Consider the following 18,676-nt stretch of genomic DNA (forward strand, 5'->3'; position numbering starts at 1 on the left):
GGCGGAGGGCTCAGAACCAGGACTCCCAGATGCCGTACGCCCGCGACGTGACCGCGGCCTCGGCGCCGGTGGAGTCCAGGCGGACGACGCGGTAGTAGTACAGGCCGCGTTCGTCCTCGTGGACCGTGGTGTCCATGGAGAACGTGGCGTCGCCCGCCGTCCCCTCGGTCAGGGTGACGTAGGCGGCCGAGACCGGGTCCCAGCGCTCGACGCGGTAGCCCGTGAACCGGGCACAGTCGCCGAGGCCGGAGCTCGCGGAGCAGCCGACGTAGAGGTTCGGGTAGCTGTCGTCGATGATCTCGGTGCCCGTCCAGCCGGGCGGACGGGTGTCGGGCAGGGTGACGGAGACGTCGGCCGTGTGGAAGAACTCCGGGCCCTCGTCGTAGAGGGCGTCGGTGGCGGCCACCCGGTAGACGTGGGTCGCGCCGTCGGGAACGGTCGGGCAGAGGATCTCGGTCTCGGCGAGCGAATCGCCCTTCCAGCAGTTCCGCTTCCAGACGGTTTCGCCGGTGTCCGGGTCGGTGACGCCCTGCCACACGTAGTACGTGAGGACGTCGTCGTCGGCGGGCGGCGTCCAGGACAGGCGCACGCCGAGCGGGATCTGTTCGGCGGTCAGGTCCTGGACCGGGTCCGGGCGCTTGGTGTCCGGGGTGGTCTCGGTGGCCGCCGGGCCGGGCCGCGAGGCATGCCCGTGGGGATCGACGGTCACGACCCGGTACTCGTACCTCGTCTCGGAGGCGCCGGAGACGTCGTGGCAGCTGCCGCGCAGCACCTGGCGGCCGGCGTACGACGGGGCGTCGTCGCCCGCCCACCACCAGTCCACGGTGGGATCCGTCAGCGGCCCGTCGGAAGAGCTGCCCGGCTTGCACTTGTCCACGACGACGGTCTCGCCGGTCGCCGGGTCGGTCCGCTCGATCCGGTACGTGAGCAGCGGGGCGGTGTCGTGGGTCCACGGGTCGGCGCTCGCCCAGGAGACGTACACGCCCTCACCGGAGCGGGTCGCCGTGGTCTCGTACGGCGCGATCGCCTCCGGCCGGTCCGCCATCCTCAGGGTGACCTCCACCGGCGCGGAGGCGTTGCCCTTCGTGTCCTGGGTGCGCACCGCGTACCGGTAGGAGTCGGCGGCGGCGAGCAGCTGGCGCGGCACGACGTCGGTCTGCGTGGTGGTGCCGACGGCGCCGGGCAGCGCGTCGAGCCAGCCGCCGGTCGCCGGGTCGTACTGCAGGAGCTCGTACCTCGCGGCCCCGTCGACGGCCGACCACACCAGGTGCGGGACGCCCGAGCGGTAGTCCAGCCGGGCGTCGGCGGCGGTCGCCGACGGGGTCATGTCGAACGTGGTGAACGTGGTGGCCGCCGAGTACACGGACCAGTTCCCGGCGGCGTCCCGGGCGCGGCCCCGGTAGGTGACCTTGCTGCCGTCGGCGGGGTGGCCGGTGTCGCAGGCCGCGCCCTTGGCGCCGGTGTGCACGGTCTTCCAGGTGCCGGAGTCCAGCCGCTGCAGCTCGTACCACGCGATGTCGGCGGCGTTCGCGGCGGTGGTGACCAGCTCCGGCGCGGAGTAGGGCTGGTCGTCCGGGCACACGTCCATCTCCAGGAACGGTGCGGCGGGCGGGGTCCTGTCCACGGTGGTGACACTCTGGTCCGCCGACCCTGTGGAGGTGTTGCCGGCCTTGTCGTAGGCGCGGACCTCGTAGGCGTACGTCCCTCCGGTCGGCGGCGGGGTGTCGGTGTACGAGGTGGTGGCGGACGCGACCGTGGAGAGGGCCTTGGCCCCGAAGGAGTCGCTCTTCAGCCGCCGGTAGACCCGGTAGCCCGCGAGGTCCATCTCCTTGTTGGCGGACCAGGTCAGCTTGGCCTTGCCCGTCGCGCTGTCGTACGTCGCCTCCGCGGCGGCCGGGGCGAGCGGCTTGGTCTTGTCGACCGTGGCCGAGGTCCGGGGGGCGTAGGCGAACTCGACCTTGGCGGATCCGGTCCAGTTGACGTAGTCGACGCGGAGGGTGTGCTTGCCGGAGGGGATGGTGACGTTGACGGTCTTGGAGACGGTCGACGTGCCGTTCTTCCAGAGGCTGATCTTGCGGGCGTCGGTCGTGCCCGGGTCCAGATGGACGCGGATGCCGTCCAGGCCGGAGACGGAGAGCGTGAAGGGGCCGCCGGAGCCGAAGTCGCGGGTGACGGTCCAGCGGACGCCGAAGTTGTTGGACGGCAGGCCGGTGGCGGGCGCGCCGGTGCCCCAGTTCTGGTCGACGGCGCTGTCGCAGTCCGTCTTCTTCGGCGTACCGGAGAAGGAGGTGTTCGCGAAGAACTGCCGCTTGAAGACGGGCGAGGCGCACGTCACGGCGGCGGACGCGGGTGCGGCGGTCGCGGCGAGCAGACCGCCGGCGGTCGCGAGCACGACGACGGCCGCGGTGGCGGCCGTCGTACGTCTGGGTGGGGTCACTGAGGTCCTCGGAGGTCCTGGGCTGCTGATGCCTGTGCCCGGGCTGGTGTCTGTGCCGGGCCGATGTCTGGGCCCGGGCTGGTGTCTGTGCCGGGCCGATGTTTGTGCCCGGGCTGGTGCCTGTCTGATCGTCGGCGGCCGGGGACGTGTGCCGCCGACGATCAGACCGTCGGGGTGGGGGTTTGGTTGTACGGGTCAGTCCATGACCGGTGCCCAGTCCCCCAGGTAGTCGGCCTTCTCGTACGAGGCGGCCTCCTCGGCGGTGAGCTGCGGGCGGTCCGCCGTGGCCGAGGCGACCGATCCCGCACCGGTGTTGGCGTACTCGCGGAAGAAGGAGTCCTTCCAGGGGTACGTCGTGGAGCCGGAGGTCCAGTCCTGGTAGGGCGCGGCCTTGATCGCCGCCGGGAGGGACGAGTCACGGATCACCAGGCTGCCCTTCGCGCCGCCGAAGGCGGTGACCCAGGGACGGCCGAGGTGGAACGTGCCGACGGGGGCGTCGCTGGTCAGCGTCGAGTCGGTGATCAGGAAGCCGTAGGTGGTGGAGGCGTCCGTCGACGGGGCGGCCACATAGCCGTTGTTGCTGTTCGAGCCCCGGCTGAGGAGCTTGAAGGTGGAGGTGTCGAAGACGGCGGTGGCGTAGCCGCAGACGAAGTCGACGTCACCCTCGACGTACGAGTCGGTGAAGTAGACCCGGTTGGGGGTCGTGGTCGTCGTCGACTTCAGGAAGAGCGTGTCCTGGTTTCCGAGGAAGCGGACGTTGTCGAAGACGAGCCGGTCGGCCTGGGTGAGCAGCGCGACGGCCTGCTCGCTCGCGTAGCTGTGGGCCGCCTCGTCGAAGGAGTTCTCGACGGTGAGGTTGCGGGCCAGGAAGTCCGAGCCCTTCACGTACATGGTCCGGCTGTTCTGCGTGCCCAGCGTGCCGGTGCCGTCGGCGGTCGGGGTGCCGGCGGCGTTGTCGTACGTGATGACGGTCTGGGACGGGTCGTCGCCGGCCCCGACGAGCCGGACGTACTTGTTGGTGACCTGGACCAGTTCCCTGTACGTCCCCGGGTTCACCTGGATGACCTTCGGGTCGGCGGCCGTGCCCGCGCCGAGCGCGTCCAGTGCCGCCTGCACGCTCGTGTGGTCCCCGTCGCCGTCCGCGTCCACGACCGCGTCGGCGCCCGGGACGGGGGCGACCTTGTGCGGCCGGGTCGCGGACGCGGGGGCCGAGTCGGCGGAGACGTTGCCCGCCTCGTCGACGGCACGGAGGAGGTAGGCGGACTCGGTGCCGGGGGTGGCGGAGGTGTCGAGGTGGCCGGTGGTGGCGCCGCCCGTGGCGGAGTCGAGGTAGGCGAAGGCGGTGGCGCCGGGGCGCCTGACGAATATCTGGTAGGCCGTGGCGTCGTCCGCGTTGGCCGTCCAGGTCAGCAGGTTGCCGTCGGCGGTGCCCTCGGCGGCCAGGCCGGTGGGCGCGGCCGGGGCGGTGCGGTCGGCGCGGGTGGAGACGACGGGGGCGGTGCGCTCGCTGACGTTGCCCGCGGTGTCGACGGACGCGATCGCGTAGTGGTACGTCGACTTCTCGGCGGCGGTGTCGTCGTAGAAGGAGGTCCCGAGGGAGGAACCGATCTTGGCGTAGGTCCCGTCGGCGGCCGTCGCCCGGTAGACGAGGTGGCTCTCGGCTTCGCCGTCGCCCTTCCAGGTCAGCCTGTTGCCGTCGGTGGCGTCGGCGACGGCGAGGTCGTACGGCAGGGCGGGGGCGGTCTCGTCGACGGTGGTGACGGGCTTGGCGGCCGAGCCGGTGGAGGTGTTGCCGGCCTTGTCGTGGGCGCGGAGCTGGTACTCGTACGTGTCGCCGGTCTTGGGGAGGGTGGTGTCGGTGTACGAGGGGGAGGTGGCGCTGGCCGTGGTCGTGGCGAGCGGGGTGGTCCCGAACTCGCCGCCCTGCGGCCGCCGGTAGACGCGGTAACCGGCGAGGTCCATCTCCTTGTTGGCCGGCCAGGTGAGCTTGGCGTGCCCACTGCTCTCGTCGTACGACACCTTCGGGCTCGCGGGCGTCAGGGGGGCGGTCTTGTCGACGGTCGCGGGGGTGCGGGGGGCGTAGGCGAAGGAGACGTTCGCCGCGCCGGTCCAGTTGACGTAGTCGACGCGGAGGGTGTGCTGGCCGGACGGGATGGTGAGGTCGACGGTCTTCCGCCGGGTGGAGGACACGTTCTTCCAGATACTCACCTCGCGTTCGCCGTCCACGTAGACGCGGATGCCGTCGCGGGCGGTGACGGTGAGGGTGAAGGGGCCGCCCGAGCCGAAGTCCCGGGTGAGGGTCCAGCGGACGCCGAAGTTGTTCGCCGGCAGCGACTTGGCCGGCGCCGACGTCCCCCAGTTCTCGCTGATCCTCGCGTCGCAGTCCGTCTTCCTCGGCGTACCGGAGAAGGTGGTGTTCGCGTACAACTGCCGCTTGAACGTGGGGGAGTTGCAGGTCACGGCCGCTTCGGCGGTCAGGGCGTAGACGGTGCCGGTGGTGGCGGCGATCGCGGTGGCGACGGCGGTGGTGCGCAGACGACCACGGCCGCGACGGCGACGGTGTCGCACCGGCCGGGGAGAGGAACCCTCGGTCATCAGTGGCAACCCTTTCGGCCCATGGAGACAGGACGAACGACGAACGACGAACGACGAACGACGTCGGCATGGGGATGTGAGAGATGAGGTGCAACAGCGCAGGTGGGGCTGCTGAGGGAGCTGTGTGCGTGCGGGGAGGATAAGGGATGAGGCTGTTGGGTGGGAACCAGGGGCCCGGATGGTGAGAAGGGAGCGGGGCGCGGGCGTGACCGGCCGGGAGCCGGGAAGCGCGACGGCCCGCTACCGTCCGGCGGTGGCTATGTAGGGGCAGTTGCCTTGGGGGCCGTCGCTGAACGTCGACTTCTGGCAGGTGTGTTCAGGCATTCGGACCTCCTCAGAGGGTTGCAGCACGTGCTGGATGAGAGTCGGCGAGTCCTTCACGGAGTGCGCGTCCGCGGCCGACGAGGCGTCGACGGGGGGAGAGGGCGTACGAGGCGTACGTGGTGAGGCCGTCGAACAGCGCCGCGTATGGGGCGTGGCTGTCGCGGTCGCTCAAGTACTGGACTCCGGAGGGGTATTCGAGCACCACGATGCCTGGTGCGGTCGGCGAACGGGGGTGCCGCCTGCTGGGGGCGGGGGGCCGGCCCTGGTGGGCGAGGTGGCGGACGGGTGGGGGCGCGGAGGGGCGGGCGGGCGGTTCGCGAAGGGGGGTGTGGTTCGAGTCGGGGCTTCCTGGGAGAGTCGTTCCTGCGTCACCAGTTTGAGTGAACTGAGGACGTTTCCGCAGGTGAGCCCGTATGGGCGCCTAGCGTGACGATGTTGCTTGTGCCCTGGGCACGCCAAGCCCACACTTGAGAGGAGGTTCCACACCATGACCGCGCTCATGCACGAGAGGCCGGAGGCCATGCCTGAGATCAGGACCGAGTCCGCGCCCGTCTCGTCCCTTTCCGAGCTGGACGAGGTCGTGTGGCAGGCATGGAAGGCCATCGAACTCCCCGAGGGCTACCACGCCGAGATCATCGAGGGAGCCATCGAGTTGTCGCCCACTGGACGTCACTCGCACAGCCAGACCGCCAACCTCTTCCGGGACGACCTGGCCGACCATCTGAGAGGCGGGGACTTCGCCGCGAGACAGGACGGGAACATCATCCACGAAGGCCGCGCATGGGTGCCTGATGTGTTCGTCGTGCCCAGGGACATCGAGCGGTTCGTGACAGCTGACGGCCTCGGTATCGTCGCGTCGGCTGTTCGGCTTATTGCCGAGGTCGTCTCGCCCGGCAAGCGCAATCAAGACCGCGACCGCCTGAAGAAGCGCCGCGAGTACGCCCGTGCGGGCATTCCGGTGTACGTCATCATCGACGACTACGACGGTGGGGGTGCCGTCACGCTCTTCACCAAGCCCCGCCTCGACGAGGCCGACTGGGAGGACATCCACCGCGTGCCCTACGGCACCGAGGTCGTCATCCCCGAAGGGCCCGCCAAGGGCTTCGTCATCGGTGAGGCGGTCACGGGGCCGAAGCGGGGCTGAAGCGAGGCTGAAGCGGAGTCGAGGCGCGCGGGCCGTCAGTCGCCCATGCCGAGCCCCGGCTCCGGTCGTTGGTGGCCCGGCGGCGGTTGATGCGGCTGCTGTCTGGGGCCGGGCGGTCGGCTTGGGCGGCCCTGGGGCACGCCCAACTGCCACAGATCCGAACCGGGTACGCCTTTGTCGGGTGCGGGCTTGGGCGTGGCGGGCGGTGTCGCATCCTGCTCTGCCTCGGCGGCCTTTGCCCGTGGTGGGGCGTGTTCCGAAAGGGGCACCTTCTCCCGGAGGGGGATGGTGTTTCCGGGGCCTGCGCCCGGTGGTTCCGTGCCCGTTCCTGCTTCTGTCCGTGTCTCCGGGCCCCGTTCCGGGCGCTGCCAGCGTGCCGGGACGGCCGACAGGCGGCGTATGGCGTTCACGTCGCCCGCCTCGGCCGCCGCGACGGCCCGGGCGCGCAGGGCGCTCTGACGGGCGATCGGGGCGAAGCCGGGAGCGGCGTTGCCGGTCTCGGCGGGCAGGCCTCGGGCGCCCATCGTGTTCAACTGCCGTTGGAGGCCCGACTCCGGGGCGAAGATCTCGCGCGGCAGCTGCCAGGAGGCGGCGCCGTCCACGTCGACCTGGTGTTCCTTGTCGCCCACGGTGAAGGTGAGGCCGTAGCCGATGTACTGGTCGTCCTTGTCGAACTGCAGGGCCCCGGAGATCTCCCCGCCCCGGTCCCGTACCTCGTTCGCGAGGACCTGGAGGGCGGGCGGGAGGGGGTTGGTGCGGCCGAGGCTGGTGACGTAGCCGTCGGCCCGGAGCACCTGCTGCCGCTCGTTCTCCCCTGCTCCATCGACGTACGGGATCTGGAAGCAGGTCTTGCGCTTCTGCTCGTCGAAGTAGGTCTCGATGGCGCCGACCCGTGCCTGGATGAAGGTCAGGCGCCCTTCACCGCCCTCGCCGTACTTCTTCTGCATCTCCGGGAACTGGACCTGGTGCTCCAGCGCCGGTGGCGGCGGCGAGCCGATGATCGTGACGCGGGCATCGAGGTTCTGCGTCAGGATGATCTCCGCGTTGGCGACTCCGGTGCCGCCGGAGCCCGCGACGACCCAGTGCTCGGCCTGGTGCGCGTCGAAGCGGTTCTCGGCGACCTCGTCGCCGAGCAGCACCCGTCCGGGAGCCTCATTGCGGGCCGACTCCCATTTCGCCGTCGAGTCGAGGGCGCCGAAGCAGTTGCCGATGCGGGCCTTGTCGGGGCCAAGGCCGGCCGTGAGGGCGTCCATCAGCGGCGAGGACTTCAGGGCGCCGAGCACGGTACGGGCATCCGCGCCGCCCCGTTCGGCCTGGGTCAGCCAGGCGCGCATCTCGCCCGCGCCGGTCAGACCCTGCCCCTCCAGTTCCCGCAGCCGGTCACCGATCAGGCGTACGGCCTCGGCGCGGCTCTCCACGGCGAAGTCCCCTCGTGGCATGCCGGGCACGACCTCCGGGGTCAGACCGGTCGCGATGCTCGGGGTGCCCTGGCACGCTACCCACAGCGGAGGTGCGGCCTCCTTGCCGTCCTCGCCCAACCGTTGTATCTCGGTGAGGAGTTCGCCGTTGCGGCCGAGCCGCAGCCGGGCGTGGCCGTTCACCACGTCGCCCCGGGTGGCGAGTTGGTCCTCCCAGACCCGTACGGCGTGGATGGGCAGCCGGTCTCCGGGCCTCTCGACCGTGGAGTGCGGGTCGACGCCCATCCACTCGGCGAGGTCCCGGTCCTGGTCCGCCGACTGCACGATGCCCCGGCCGGGGTCCAGATGCCACCGGCCCGCCCCGTCGATCAACAGCGCGTCCGGGTCCCGGCCGGTCAGGCTCGCCCCGCCGCCGATCACCACGCGGCGCGACGGGAACTGCCCCTGCGCGAGGTGTCCTTCGACCGCCTGCGCGGTGCGTGCGCTGACCTGGGCGCGGTACTCGGCCCACTGCGAGGCCGCCGCCTCCAGCTGATCGCGGGGGAGGGGGAGCCCGTTCTGGTCGTAGCCGGGCATGGGCATGGTGACTTCGCGCCGGCCGATGAAGGCTTCGACCTGGCGCTCGGCGCGTAGGGCGGCGTCGCGGGAGGCCTGGAGGACGGCGGCGTCGGTGGGGTCGAGGTGTTCTATGGGGCGGGCGAGGGTGGCGACCAGGTGCTTGGCCTCGTAGGAGAAAAAGTCCCACGACACATAGCGTCGGGTGTCGGCTGCTTCCGATTCGGCTTCGTACGACTCTGTCTCGGCCGTCGTGGACACCGGCCGCATACCGCACTGGTCGATCAGAGCCGAGAGGTCGGCACGTGCCTCGGTCCGCTGGGGCTCCGGAAGTTCCGCGGCGGAAGCGCGGGCGGCGAGCCAGTTCAGCTCAGCGATGCGTCCATGGTCCTGGCTCGACAGTTCTCGCCGGTCGCCTATGTCTGCCTCCTGGTTCAGGAGGTTCTCGCGTATCGGTGCCAGCCCCTGGCTCGACCGGTCGCGCGCGGCGATGAGTTCACCCACCTCGTGCGCGAGGACACGGGTCAGGAATTCGCTGGGAAGGCGGTCGGATATCTGCACGACGTACTGATCCGTCGTCGTGTTCGTCATCGTGTTGGCGATCATTCCCGACACCATGGGAATGGCGTCCAGCCAGAGATTCGCCGAGCCGCCCTGGGTGTCCTGCAGGGCGAAGTGCTCTCTTCCGTCCTCCGACAGTCTCTCGTCGATCGACCTGAATCGCTCGCCGAGGACGACGGACGTCACCGTGCGCAGCTCACGCTTCACTGTCGCGATCAGCGTCGCCTGCTGGGCTCGCCACTGAGCGTCGGTGACCGTCGTGTCCACGTGATGTTCCTCCCCGTCTTCGCTCAGACGAATGCGCCGAACAACCTTTAGGATCATGTCATGTTGACAGCGCGCTCATCGGCCGAAGCACATCTGTACATGGACCTGCATGGCTGCGACTGTGGATCCGGCGAGTTCGACCGCCAACACCGGCTGGAACTGCACGGTGACGATCTGGTCGCGGTGTACGAGGGTGCGTGCGCGCAGTGCGACACGACGCGTCGCTTCACCTTCCGTATGACTGCGGATATTCCGCCGCCCGCGCCGGCGTTCGGTGGTGCGGAGCCGTCGCAGATCATCGATCCCGGGGAATTCGCCGAGGTCGCCTTCCGTATCTCCGAGTCCGCCGGAATCCAGATCCTCAACACACCGAAGTCGGAGCATCACAAAATGCGGGGCGCGGTGGCCTACACCGTCGCGGCATTCGAGGAGATCCCCAAGTTCATTCCCCCGGGGGAGAATGCCGTTCCGGCCAGTGCCTTCGTCTCCGAAGTGGGCAAGGCCCGCTACCGGCGCGAGCCGCGTGACTTCGAGCGGGAGATTCTCGAGATGAACATCGCGAACGCCCGCGCGGTGCTCGCGAACATCGACAAGCACAGCACCCCACCCGGTGGCACCGGACCCGGAGCCTGACCGGTCGCCTCCGTCAGGGAGGGAAGACGTGAACCTGGACGTCCTGTCCGGGCATGTCGCCCGTGAACCGGGCCGTGCCCGGCTAAGCCGGGGGCCGGGGGACTTCGGAGGAGGGCGGCAGGGTGTCGGCCACGAACGTCCCCAGCCCGACTTCGCCCCGCGTCCAGCCCTGCTCCCGGACATGCCGCATGGCCTTTGCCGCCGTCGCGTTCACCACGCCGAACTCCTGGGCGATCTCCAGAGTGGACGGCACGCGGCTTCCCGGTGGGTATGTGCCGTCCTCGATGCGCCGGATGATCTCCGCTGCGATCTGCCGCCACAGTGGGCGCGTACGGTCAAGATCCATGGGCTCAGCGTGGGTGACCATGGCATTCCGTGCATCCGTGGTTATCTGCGGTTATCCACGGGTATGGTGGACTCCGCACGTACAGCGGCCCCGACGGGAAGCGGCTACTTCCGTGTCGGGGCCTGAGCCGACTGATAGGAGTCGACCTATGCGCAGCCTACTGGCCGCGGTCCTGAGTCTTTTCCTGCCTGGTCGCGGAGCGCACCGCGCGGTCATGGCACCCTCTGCACCCGTCCCCTCCGGCCCGGCCGGGCCATCCCACCGGCCTGCACCTCCGTGTCCGTTCCTCGGCGACATCATCAGGGTCGATGGGTCGCCCCTGGTCCGGCCGTACGTCGTCGTGTGGGAGCGCGAGCGGGACGAACTCGATCGTCGGCGCCTGCAGCGGGCGCGGCGTCGAGCGGCCGTCCTGGCGACGCTGGGCCAGGACTACTGCCCCTGGGAGGCCGCCGTATGAGCGGGCCGCGTCTCCGTAGCCTCGGCGTGGACCAGGCGACCGGCCGGGAGGCCTTCGCGGACACGCGCCCCGGTGGTCTCCTCGAAGTGCTGGCCGGCGCACAGGCGTTGAAGGCCGCCGCCGTGCTGGTGACGGTCGTGGGTGCGGTACTGGAGGCAGGGAAGGCATCGGACGCCGAGCTCGCCGCCTTCGTACCGGCGTTGTACGCGGCGCTCGAAGAATGCGTCGGCATGATGACCGCGGACATGGACGGGGGGTGATGGCGGAGGAGCGTGGGGCCGTAGGGCCGTAGGGCCGTAGGGCCGTAACGGCGGTGGGTGGTTAGGGGTTCCTCCTGGGCACCCACCGCTCGATCCTCCGCCGTGTCTCGGCGAGCGTTTGTCCGAACCGCCGCACGGTGAGCGGTGCCCGTGGACAGCCCCAGATGTATGACGTGGCCATGATCGAATAGGGTCGGGTGGCGTCGCGCGTACCTGCGGCAGTTTGGGCCGACTCGGGGGAGGACACACGTGAGCACTGGCTTGAGGACGCGGGGACTCGTCCGCATGGCGATCTCTGCCCCGGCGTTGTGGGCCACCCCGATCCGCCCCGACCGCATCGCGGACCCCGTCATCGACCGGCTCCAGCAGGCCCGGACCATTCTGGGGCTGCTGGCCGGCGTCTGGCTGGTGATGGTCTACCCGATGCGGAAGGGCCGAGAGGACTTCGTCCTGGGCAAGGTGGAGAACCTGATGATCGGCTGTGCCGTTCTGGTGACCGCCGGAGCCGTCGGGATCACGGTCTTCATCCTCGCGGCGCGCCCGCCGCTGCGCCGCGTGTACGCACGTCGCCTTGTGAGTCCGCTGGCAGTGCTTGGCGTAATAGCCCTGGAGATGGGCATGTTCTGGCTCATGCTCCAGGCGGTGCACGGCAACATCCTTTCCTTCGATGACCTCAATTCCCGTTACTACGAATCCAGAAGTTCCGAAACGGGGACCGGTACCTTGATGGTCGGGGTGGCGCTCGGCCTGCTGGCGTTCGTCGCTCCCATCGCCTATTTCCTCCTGATGCTCGCCGCCGCGTTCTTCACTTTGATGACCACGTTCAAGGCGCTGAACTCGTGCTTCCGCGTCGGTGATGTGCACGAGCTGCTGCCCGGACTCCTCTCACCGCTGCTGGTCTGGTCGTTGTTCTTCATCAGCCTCTCCGACGGCCCCGACGTCGCGGCTCCGCCGGCCGTGCTGTACTCCTTCCTGCTCGGCGGGCCGCTGTCGGTGACGGCACTGTCCGTGTGGGAGATACGACGTCTGCGCACGAAGTACGGGATGAACTTGCGGACGGCGTTGGCCCGTTAGGGGTCGCTTCCGGCAGCGTGTGCAGGGCCTCTGCATCGCAGGGCTCGACCTAGGGAGAAATGCCGACCTGGAGTCCGGTTGGACGACGGGACGACGGGACGACGGGACGAAGTGACCGAAATGGCGACTCAGGAAATCGCGCTCGCGCCCAACACGCAGGCGAACAGGCCTATCGGGAGTTTCAGCGTCACCCATGTCCACGCACCTCCGGGACAGGCCACGACGGTCCGGCTCGCCGTCGAATCCGCCGGTGAGGAGGCGCGCCACTCGCTGACAGCGGGAGACGTTTTCCCGGTCCAGGAGCAGCAGTGGAAGCTTGACCGTATCGAAAACCTCTACTCCCCGACGGGCGACTGGACGGTCGTTCTCTCCCGGGTGGAGTGAGCGGCGGGGCCGTTCGGGCATCGGTCGGAGCGGCGTGACATGGCACCCGTCGCCGAGGCGCGGACGGTGCCTTCGCCGCTCGACTCCCCGGACGGGCCGGCGGACCCCCGACGCCAGAACTCGGCGCCGGGCATCACCTTCAGGGCAGGTTCCCTCCGCGACGCCCGTCCGTTCCGGAGCCGCCGGACCTCAGTCCAGCTGTTCCGTCGTCCCGTCCGGGTGGATCAGCAGGCGGATGGCGCCGCCGTAGCGGTTGTCCGTGATCGTCGCCGGGGTGGGGGCGCCGAGTTGCTGGGCGCGCTGCTGGAGGATCGACAGGACGACGTCCTGGATGTCGCCGTAGGGCGGGGCGGTGACGGGGACGCCGTCGATGAGGCCGGCGTTGGGGGAGAAGACGTGCACCTGGGCGTCCGAGGCGTGGGGGTTCGCGGCGGGCGGGGGCGGACCCTGGCTCGGCATCGGTTCGGTCATCGGGGTCGGGGGTTCCTTCCGGCTCGGGTCAGGCGCTCTTCGCCTCTCCCCGCTCGGGGAGGAGGGTGTCGTCGATGTCCTCGGCGTTCAGGACGTCCAGGACGCGAGCGTACGTGCCGCGCGAAAGCCGTTGCAGGCGGCCCGACTTCACCAGTGCGGACAGGACGTTGCTGATGGTCTTCGACGGGTCGCCGTAGACGCCCGCGGGCAGTGCGCGCAGCACGTCGCGGGCTGAGAACGCGCCGGGGAAGGTGGCCACGGCCTTCTCGACGGCGGCGCGGATGCTGGGGGCGGAGGGGGTCCGGCGCGCGGGTCCCGCTCCTGTGCCCACGGCCGGGTGGTCGGCGTGCAGGGGGTGGGCCGCCGGGCGGGGCGTGGGGGTGACGGATCGTGGGAGGCGGTCGTGGATCTCACGCAGGGCCGTGCGGATGGTCTCCAGGGGGGCATCGCCTGCGTCGTCCGAGGTGGCCGCCAGCATGGTGGCGACCTTCTCTATGTTCCCCAGGGTGGCGGCCAGTTCGCGCAGCAGCGGCTCCAGGAAGTCGCGGCGCAGCGCGGCCACCGGGTCGGTGGTGGCGAGTTCGACGGAGACGGAGCCGGTGAGCGGGCGCCCGGGAGGAAGGGGTGCGCCCTCGGCGTCCTCGGGGGCGTCGGCGCCGTCCGGGAGCAGCGACTCGACGGCCTCCCGTACGGCCGGGAGGTTCCGCGGGGATTCGGGGGCCGTGTCCGCGCCGCCGGGCATGCACGTCAGCAGGGCGACGAGCTGTTCGAGGCTGGTGAGCGCGGGGAGGGCGGAGCGCACCAGCGGGCCGAGCACGGCCTGCCGTACGGCCAGGGCGGGATCCTCGTACGAGAAGGTGATCCGTTGCCCGGCCTCGGCCGCTGCCATGGGTTCCTCGCTCCTGTCGTTCGACGGTCCGGGCATGTGCGACGACGCACCCGGTCCGGGCGCCTGTCTGTGAGTTGTCTGTGGGTCGATGTGCGAGTGCAACTGCGGTGTCAACGCGGCGCGCCGCGCCTGCTCCCTCAACGCACCCTGATCATGGGCGAGTTGAGCTTGAAGCAGATCGAACGCATCCAGGATCCGCTCCAGTTCGGGAAGGTCCGGTGCGAGCGGGCGGCGGGCTCCGGAGTGCGTCGCCGAGGAGTCGTCGGCGCGAGACCTGAGCCGGGTCAGCCGCCGGGGTACGGAGCCGGAGTCGAAGCGGACCGCGGCGTGGGCCGGCAGGTCGCCGTTCTCGTCGCCGATGTCGAGCATGCGGCGCAGCGCACGCCGGTCCTCCCGGGTGGTGGCCGCCGTGTAGGCGTACGGCTCGGCGTACGCGACGGCATCCTGCAGGCATTCCGCCCAGAGCGGGCAGGAGGCGCACAGGTCGCGGGCGGTGCGGAGCAGGACGAGGTACTGCCGGCGCTGGTCGGGCGAGACGCCCGTGACTGCGGCTGCCGCTGTACCTTCGGGGCCGTAAAGGCCGTGCGGGTTCTCCGAGTTGTCCAGAAGCGGGTGCTGGAAGACGTCCGGCCGACGCCGGCACGGCAGGGCCGCGTCGGGTATGTGGGCTTCCCGTACGACCGCCTTGTGGGCAGGTCGGGCGGGCAGCCTGGCCAGCGTCGTATGGCTCGCCATACGCATGAGTAATATCCCCCGTGATGATCTGTGATCGCGGGGGACTCTAGAACAAATTGTCAAACTGGTGCAACGCATGTGCAAAGTACTGGCCGGAAACGAACAGTGCCGCGACGAACCATTCACAAGAGCCTCAACTGTCCGCCGTTTCCCGGGAGTCGCGCCGACGTACCCGGCCGATGACCTGCCGAACCCTGTTGAACCTGGCCCGCACGGCCTTCGCACCCGAGCCGCGTACCGCGAGCACCGCGAACACGCCGAGGAATCCGATCGGCACACCCGCCTCCGGCACGAACATGCCGATGAGCGAGCCGATGACCAGGATCACATCGGCGATCACGACCGTGACCCCGCGCCGGCCCGGGTGCTCCTTCACCATCCAGGCGCCGAGCAAGGCCATTCCGGCCAGGGCCCAGTACCCGAACGCTGCGGTTCCGGTGACGGCCGTACTCGTGGTCATCCGGGCCGATTCACCCACCGCCGAGAAGTAGCCGGTGAAGGCGGTGGCGAGGATCGTCGAGGCGAGGGCGAGGAGGAGTTGGGTGCGGCGGCGGAGCAGCCAGACGGCTCCGCCGAGCAGCAGCACGGCGCAGACCATCACGAAGGATGAGCCGCTCTGCGAGGCGATCGCGAACAGGGTGTAGGCGGCGGCCAAGGCGAACACGATGCGGGGGAGGAGGCGGACGGCCCAGGGGTCGTTCTTGTCCTGGCGGACGAGACGGAGGAGGGACCGCGCCCTGGAGGTGGTGCCGGTGGCGGAGGTCCGCGCCTGTCGGGTGGCACTGGCCTCGGGGCGGGGAGGGAGCGGAGCGCGGCTCATGGGTTGGGGCACACCTCCACGCCCGCGTCGCGCGACTGCGCAAAGGCTGGATGGGATTGCGGGGGCGTCGCGGGAGCGTCGTGCCCGTCAAGGGTGGCGACCTGCTTCGTCGGCGGGTTGACGCAGGGCAGGGCGTCCCACATGCCGTTCCCGTACGGGTCCGTGTGCTCGACCCGGGTCGCTGGCTGCCCCGGCGCGGTCGAGGCCGGACGCGGGTGGCTTCCCAGGGCCGTACGTACCCGTGGCCCTGCCTCGGACCACAGCGGGCGCCCACCGAAGCCCGCGCATGAGTGGGCACGCTTGCCCTCGTCCTCCGGGACGCCCGCCCCCACCGTGGGCCGGTCCACGCCGAAGAACCGCTGCGTTTCCCCGACCAGTTGGTCGGGGGTGCGGTCGGCGGTCAGGGCGGGCATGGGGCGGCTCCTCGGTGTGGGGCGGTGCGTCAGATGGTCGGCGGCGGTTTGTCAGACGCGGCCGCTCGGCCCACGGGGGTCCCGCGGGGGAGGGGTCGGCGCTGCCGGCGGGGTCGGGTCGGCCGGTGTGGGCCGGGGAGGTGTCGGCTGGGGCCGCGGTGCGGGGGCGGGGGGCGTCGCAGCGGGCGCGGGCGCGGGCGCGGGCGTGGGTGTGGGTGTGGGTGTGGGCGTCGGCTGGGTGGTGGTCTGTGTGCCACTTGAGCCGCTGACGCGCCCGCTGCGCCTGGGGGCGGTGGACGTCTGACCCTCCGGTTCCGGCTGTGCGCCGTCGCCACTGTCCCGGGCCCTGCTCTCGCGGAGATCGCGTGCGTCCGCCCTCGCCAGGTAGGCGTCCTTTCGCTGCTCGCGCTTCGACTGGCCGAGCCAGCCCCTCTGCTGCATCTTGTCCCGGTACTTGCCCTTGGCGAAGACCTTGTCCACGGCCCAGGCGCCACCGCGTGCCGTGCTGCCGGCCGTCCTGCCCACGCCCTTGGCGGTGCTGCCCGCGACACGGCCGGTGGTACGGGCCGTGGAAACGGCGAGGCCGGGGGCCACGGCGGCCGCCTTGTTGAACGTCGCGTTCGCGGCGTCCCCGACGCCCAGCGCGTCCTCCGCCCCGGCGACCTGCGGCGAGAACTTCCCGGACAGCAGGTTCTTCAGCAGCATGACGACGGAGATCGTGACCAGCAACAGCATCAGCAGCTGCATGCCCAGCGGGACCGACAGCGGCAGGATCAGCTGGTAGAAGAGCAGCAGGATGGTGAGGATCACGCCGAATCCGGCGCGCAGGACGAAACTGTGGACGAAGGTCTGCCACCAGCCCCTGAGCAGCTTCTGCTGGGTCGGATGGATCGAGATGATCGCGACCAGGGGCAGCAGGATGATCATGATGAGCGTGACCGAGTGCCACAACAGCGTCAGCGCGCTGAGCACGACCACCATGATGCCGACGATGAGGGAGGCGATGAGCGCGTAGATCCCCATGGTGATGCGGTTACCGGGTTTGTGACCGCTCCACTGCTCGTACACGCGGGACTTCTCGTTCTTGGCGATGTAGTTGCGCAGTTCCCCGTACTGGTTCTCCTTGTGCTTCATGACACCGCCGTCCACCCCCGACCAGTCCTTGTAGTAGTCGAAGTTCGTCACAGACTGGACGTTGACCTGCTTGGCTCGCAGATCGGTGCACCGCGCCTTGTCTCCGAAATCGCAGGTATCGGAGCCCTTGTATTCCATGCGCTTCTTGCCCGGGTCGCCGAACTGGCCGATGGCCCACGGGCGGAACGCCAGGGTGTCGTACATGGCGCAGCTGGATATCCGCATGCCGCGTTGCGGCGCGTTGGCGGCCAGGTCGCACGGCGGATCGATGTCGTCCACCGCGCCGCCCAGTACCGCCTCGGTCAACGCGGCGTTACCTTGGGCGATTCCGGAGTCGGCGGTCTCGACCACGCGTGTGTAGTTGTTGTCGACCAGGAAGGCCGATACGGCGATCACGACGAACGCGGCCCATCCCACACCCGCCCAGACCTCACGCATGTCCCCCTTGCGCCACTTGCCGAACACCCAGATCCCGGTGAGCATGATCATGGTCGGTACGGCCAGCTTGAACACGTTGTCGTTCAGACGGTCGACGACACTGTTGTCGCCCTCGACGGTGCCTTCGTACAGCGCGGCCAGCGGGCTCGGGTTGGAGGAGATCTCCTTGATGCTGATCGAGGCGCGGGTGATGAACTTGCTGAGGTCGAACACCATCTGGGCGATGGAGTTGTAGATCTCGTTCTGGACGCTGCAGTCGTCGTCGTCCGCGTTCTCGCCGCGCTCGCCCTCCTTCGCCTGGTCCTGACTCTGCTGGGTCGAGGCCCAGTTGAGACCACGCATGGCGCCGAGTTCGTAGACGGTGTAGTCCCCCGGGTCGCCTGGCAGGCGTACGGCACCGGAGACGAGCTCACGCTTGCCACTCCACTGCTGCACCGAGGGGAAGATGTTCTCCGCGGCGCCCGGCATGTCGGCTTTTTGGTTGATGCTGTCGGACGTCCAGTCGCAGGTGTCGAAGATGGCGTTCGCCGACTGCGGGGTGGAGAGCGAGAGTGCGATCACGCCGAGTGCCACGAACAGTGCGGCGCGTGCCGCGACACCGGCATTGATCAGCGCCTTGAGGAGGGAGCGCCTCGGCCGGCTCCGTGCCGGGCGGTCGGCGCGGGGCCGGCTGAGGGTCAGCATGAGAAGTCCTTCGGGGCCGATCAGGAGGGGAAGTGGTCGGTCAGGAGACATCCGTCGACCAGTGCGGGCTCCTGCTTGTAACCGCTGGGGATCTCGAATTCCGGATCGCACGACAGGTACACGAGGCCGGAGGTCTTGAGGTCCTGGGTTGTCTGGCCATCGTCCGGGTCCACCGCGAAGTCCTTGCCGACCAGAATGCCGCTGTAGCCCTTTTCCTTCATGGTGGTTTGGAACTGCTTCATGTCCGATGTCAGGACCAGCGTGACGATGTCGTCGTACTTGTCCTTGCAGACAGCGCGTTCCTTGATGGCCCATGCAGGATTTTTGAGCATGTCCGAGTCACCCCAAGCGGGCTCCCTTTCCGCCAGGGAGGAATTGTCGTAATCCCTGCCTGTCATCAGGTCCAAGCAGCCCACGGACTGGTTGAGGAAGTACTCGATCGACGCCATGTCCGAAGCCGAAGGCAGGCCCCCGCTCGGCTCCTCGCCGCTCGTCTCCCCGCCGCCCGCCTCCTTGCCCGCCCCAGCGCTCGCCTTCTCGGAAGACTGGCTCTTGTCGTCGTCGCCGTTGCATGCCGTGACCGACGCCGACATCAGGAGGAGGGCGCCGATGGTAAGTGCTCGTTTGATTCGCATGG

16 protein-coding genes are annotated in these 18,676 nt (G+C 69.7%); 6 read left to right on the plus strand and 10 right to left on the minus strand.

Annotation, left to right across the window (positions count from 1 at the left end; genetic code table 11):
- Positions 1 to 10 precede the first annotated feature (10 nt).
- Entirely contained in the window at positions 11 to 2,437 is a 2,427-nt protein-coding gene (locus OG272_RS27210) for a PA14 domain-containing protein (protein ID WP_405895109.1), read from the minus strand.
- Between the two features lie 195 nt (positions 2,438 to 2,632).
- Entirely contained in the window at positions 2,633 to 5,032 is a 2,400-nt protein-coding gene (locus tag OG272_RS27215) for a pectinesterase family protein (protein ID WP_405895110.1), read from the minus strand.
- 811 nt (positions 5,033 to 5,843) lie between these two features.
- Here OG272_RS27215 and OG272_RS27220 point away from each other — a divergent pair.
- A complete protein-coding gene (locus tag OG272_RS27220) occupies positions 5,844 to 6,500 on the plus strand; it encodes a Uma2 family endonuclease (protein WP_327728511.1) in 657 nt (218 codons plus the stop codon).
- Positions 6,501 to 6,535: 35 nt separating this feature from the next.
- Here OG272_RS27220 and OG272_RS27225 read toward each other — a convergent pair whose 3' ends face one another.
- On the minus strand, positions 6,536 to 9,301 hold the full coding sequence (locus OG272_RS27225) for a hypothetical protein (RefSeq protein ID WP_405895111.1): 2,766 nt from the start codon (positions 9,299 to 9,301) through the stop codon (positions 6,536 to 6,538).
- Positions 9,302 to 9,361: 60 nt separating this feature from the next.
- Here OG272_RS27225 and OG272_RS27230 point away from each other — a divergent pair, with 60 nt between their 5' ends.
- A complete protein-coding gene (locus OG272_RS27230; RefSeq protein WP_405895112.1) occupies positions 9,362 to 9,934 on the plus strand; it encodes a hypothetical protein in 573 nt (190 codons plus the stop codon).
- A gap of 82 nt (positions 9,935 to 10,016) precedes the next feature.
- Here the strand turns inward: OG272_RS27230 and OG272_RS27235 are convergent, their stop codons facing one another.
- Positions 10,017 to 10,280, minus strand: a complete 264-nt coding sequence (locus OG272_RS27235) for a GntR family transcriptional regulator (RefSeq protein WP_405895113.1) — start codon at positions 10,278 to 10,280, stop codon at positions 10,017 to 10,019.
- Between the two features lie 214 nt (positions 10,281 to 10,494).
- Between OG272_RS27235 and OG272_RS27240 the strand changes: the two genes are divergently transcribed.
- The 4 genes from OG272_RS27240 to OG272_RS27255 all read left to right on the plus strand — a co-directional run bounded on the left by OG272_RS27240 (position 10,495) and on the right by OG272_RS27255 (position 12,455).
- Entirely contained in the window at positions 10,495 to 10,737 is a 243-nt protein-coding gene (locus tag OG272_RS27240) for a hypothetical protein (RefSeq protein WP_405895114.1), read from the plus strand.
- Entirely contained in the window at positions 10,734 to 10,997 is a 264-nt protein-coding gene (locus OG272_RS27245; protein WP_405895115.1) for a hypothetical protein, read from the plus strand. Before OG272_RS27240 ends, OG272_RS27245 begins: the two co-directional genes overlap by 4 nt.
- A 285-nt stretch (positions 10,998 to 11,282) precedes the next feature.
- A complete protein-coding gene (locus tag OG272_RS27250; protein WP_326579849.1) occupies positions 11,283 to 12,071 on the plus strand; it encodes a hypothetical protein in 789 nt (262 codons plus the stop codon).
- A gap of 78 nt (positions 12,072 to 12,149) precedes the next feature.
- Positions 12,150 to 12,455 carry a DUF6406 domain-containing protein gene (locus tag OG272_RS27255; RefSeq protein WP_327728507.1) on the plus strand — a complete coding sequence of 102 codons (306 nt, stop codon included), beginning with the start codon at positions 12,150 to 12,152 and terminating at the stop codon, positions 12,453 to 12,455.
- Between the two features lie 189 nt (positions 12,456 to 12,644).
- Here OG272_RS27255 and OG272_RS27260 read toward each other — a convergent pair whose 3' ends face one another.
- The 6 genes from OG272_RS27260 to OG272_RS27285 form a co-directional block, all read right to left on the minus strand.
- The gene (locus OG272_RS27260) at positions 12,645 to 12,926 is read right to left on the minus strand and encodes a hypothetical protein (RefSeq protein WP_328223730.1); all 282 of its coding nucleotides are present in this window, start codon (positions 12,924 to 12,926) and stop codon (positions 12,645 to 12,647) included.
- A gap of 28 nt (positions 12,927 to 12,954) precedes the next feature.
- Positions 12,955 to 14,556, minus strand: coding sequence for a WhiB family transcriptional regulator (locus tag OG272_RS27265; protein WP_405895116.1), 1,602 nt, complete (start codon positions 14,554 to 14,556; stop codon positions 12,955 to 12,957).
- Between the two features lie 127 nt (positions 14,557 to 14,683).
- Positions 14,684 to 15,370 (minus strand): hypothetical protein, encoded by a 687-nt coding sequence (locus OG272_RS27270; RefSeq protein WP_327728504.1) that lies wholly within the window; start codon positions 15,368 to 15,370, stop codon positions 14,684 to 14,686.
- Positions 15,367 to 15,783: a hypothetical protein gene (locus OG272_RS27275; RefSeq protein ID WP_327728503.1), complete on the minus strand. Its 417-nt coding sequence runs from the start codon at positions 15,781 to 15,783 to the stop codon at positions 15,367 to 15,369. Before OG272_RS27275 ends, OG272_RS27270 begins: the two co-directional genes overlap by 4 nt.
- 51 nt (positions 15,784 to 15,834) lie before the next feature.
- Complete coding sequence (locus tag OG272_RS27280; RefSeq protein WP_405895117.1) at positions 15,835 to 18,039, minus strand: hypothetical protein; 2,205 nt, start codon at positions 18,037 to 18,039, stop codon at positions 15,835 to 15,837.
- Between the two features lie 20 nt (positions 18,040 to 18,059).
- Positions 18,060 to 18,674 (minus strand): hypothetical protein, encoded by a 615-nt coding sequence (locus OG272_RS27285; protein ID WP_327728501.1) that lies wholly within the window; start codon positions 18,672 to 18,674, stop codon positions 18,060 to 18,062.
- Positions 18,675 to 18,676 lie beyond the last annotated feature (2 nt).

The organism is Streptomyces sp. NBC_00104 (assembly GCF_045160825.1).
Classification (GTDB): domain Bacteria; phylum Actinomycetota; class Actinomycetes; order Streptomycetales; family Streptomycetaceae; genus Streptomyces.

What these genes read in the sequence shown, in the direction of transcription:
- OG272_RS27220 (WP_327728511.1), top strand. Translation starts at nt 5,844, where the DNA reads ATGACCGCGCTCATGCACGAGAGGCCGGAGGCCATGCCTGAGATCAGG.
- OG272_RS27245 (WP_405895115.1), top strand. Translation starts at nt 10,734, where the DNA reads ATGAGCGGGCCGCGTCTCCGTAGCCTCGGCGTGGACCAGGCGACCGGC.
- OG272_RS27230 (WP_405895112.1), top strand. Translation starts at nt 9,362, where the DNA reads ATGTTGACAGCGCGCTCATCGGCCGAAGCACATCTGTACATGGACCTG.
- OG272_RS27280 (WP_405895117.1), bottom strand. Translation starts at nt 18,039, where the DNA reads ATGCTGACCCTCAGCCGGCCCCGCGCCGACCGCCCGGCACGGAGCCGG.
- OG272_RS27285 (WP_327728501.1), bottom strand. Translation starts at nt 18,674, where the DNA reads ATGCGAATCAAACGAGCACTTACCATCGGCGCCCTCCTCCTGATGTCG.
- OG272_RS27235 (WP_405895113.1), bottom strand. Translation starts at nt 10,280, where the DNA reads ATGGATCTTGACCGTACGCGCCCACTGTGGCGGCAGATCGCAGCGGAG.
- OG272_RS27275 (WP_327728503.1), bottom strand. Translation starts at nt 15,783, where the DNA reads ATGCCCGCCCTGACCGCCGACCGCACCCCCGACCAACTGGTCGGGGAA.
- OG272_RS27215 (WP_405895110.1), bottom strand. Translation starts at nt 5,032, where the DNA reads ATGACCGAGGGTTCCTCTCCCCGGCCGGTGCGACACCGTCGCCGTCGC.
- OG272_RS27260 (WP_328223730.1), bottom strand. Translation starts at nt 12,926, where the DNA reads ATGACCGAACCGATGCCGAGCCAGGGTCCGCCCCCGCCCGCCGCGAAC.
- OG272_RS27265 (WP_405895116.1), bottom strand. Translation starts at nt 14,556, where the DNA reads ATGCGTATGGCGAGCCATACGACGCTGGCCAGGCTGCCCGCCCGACCT.
- OG272_RS27250 (WP_326579849.1), top strand. Translation starts at nt 11,283, where the DNA reads ATGGCGATCTCTGCCCCGGCGTTGTGGGCCACCCCGATCCGCCCCGAC.
- OG272_RS27270 (WP_327728504.1), bottom strand. Translation starts at nt 15,370, where the DNA reads ATGAGCCGCGCTCCGCTCCCTCCCCGCCCCGAGGCCAGTGCCACCCGA.
- OG272_RS27240 (WP_405895114.1), top strand. Translation starts at nt 10,495, where the DNA reads ATGGCACCCTCTGCACCCGTCCCCTCCGGCCCGGCCGGGCCATCCCAC.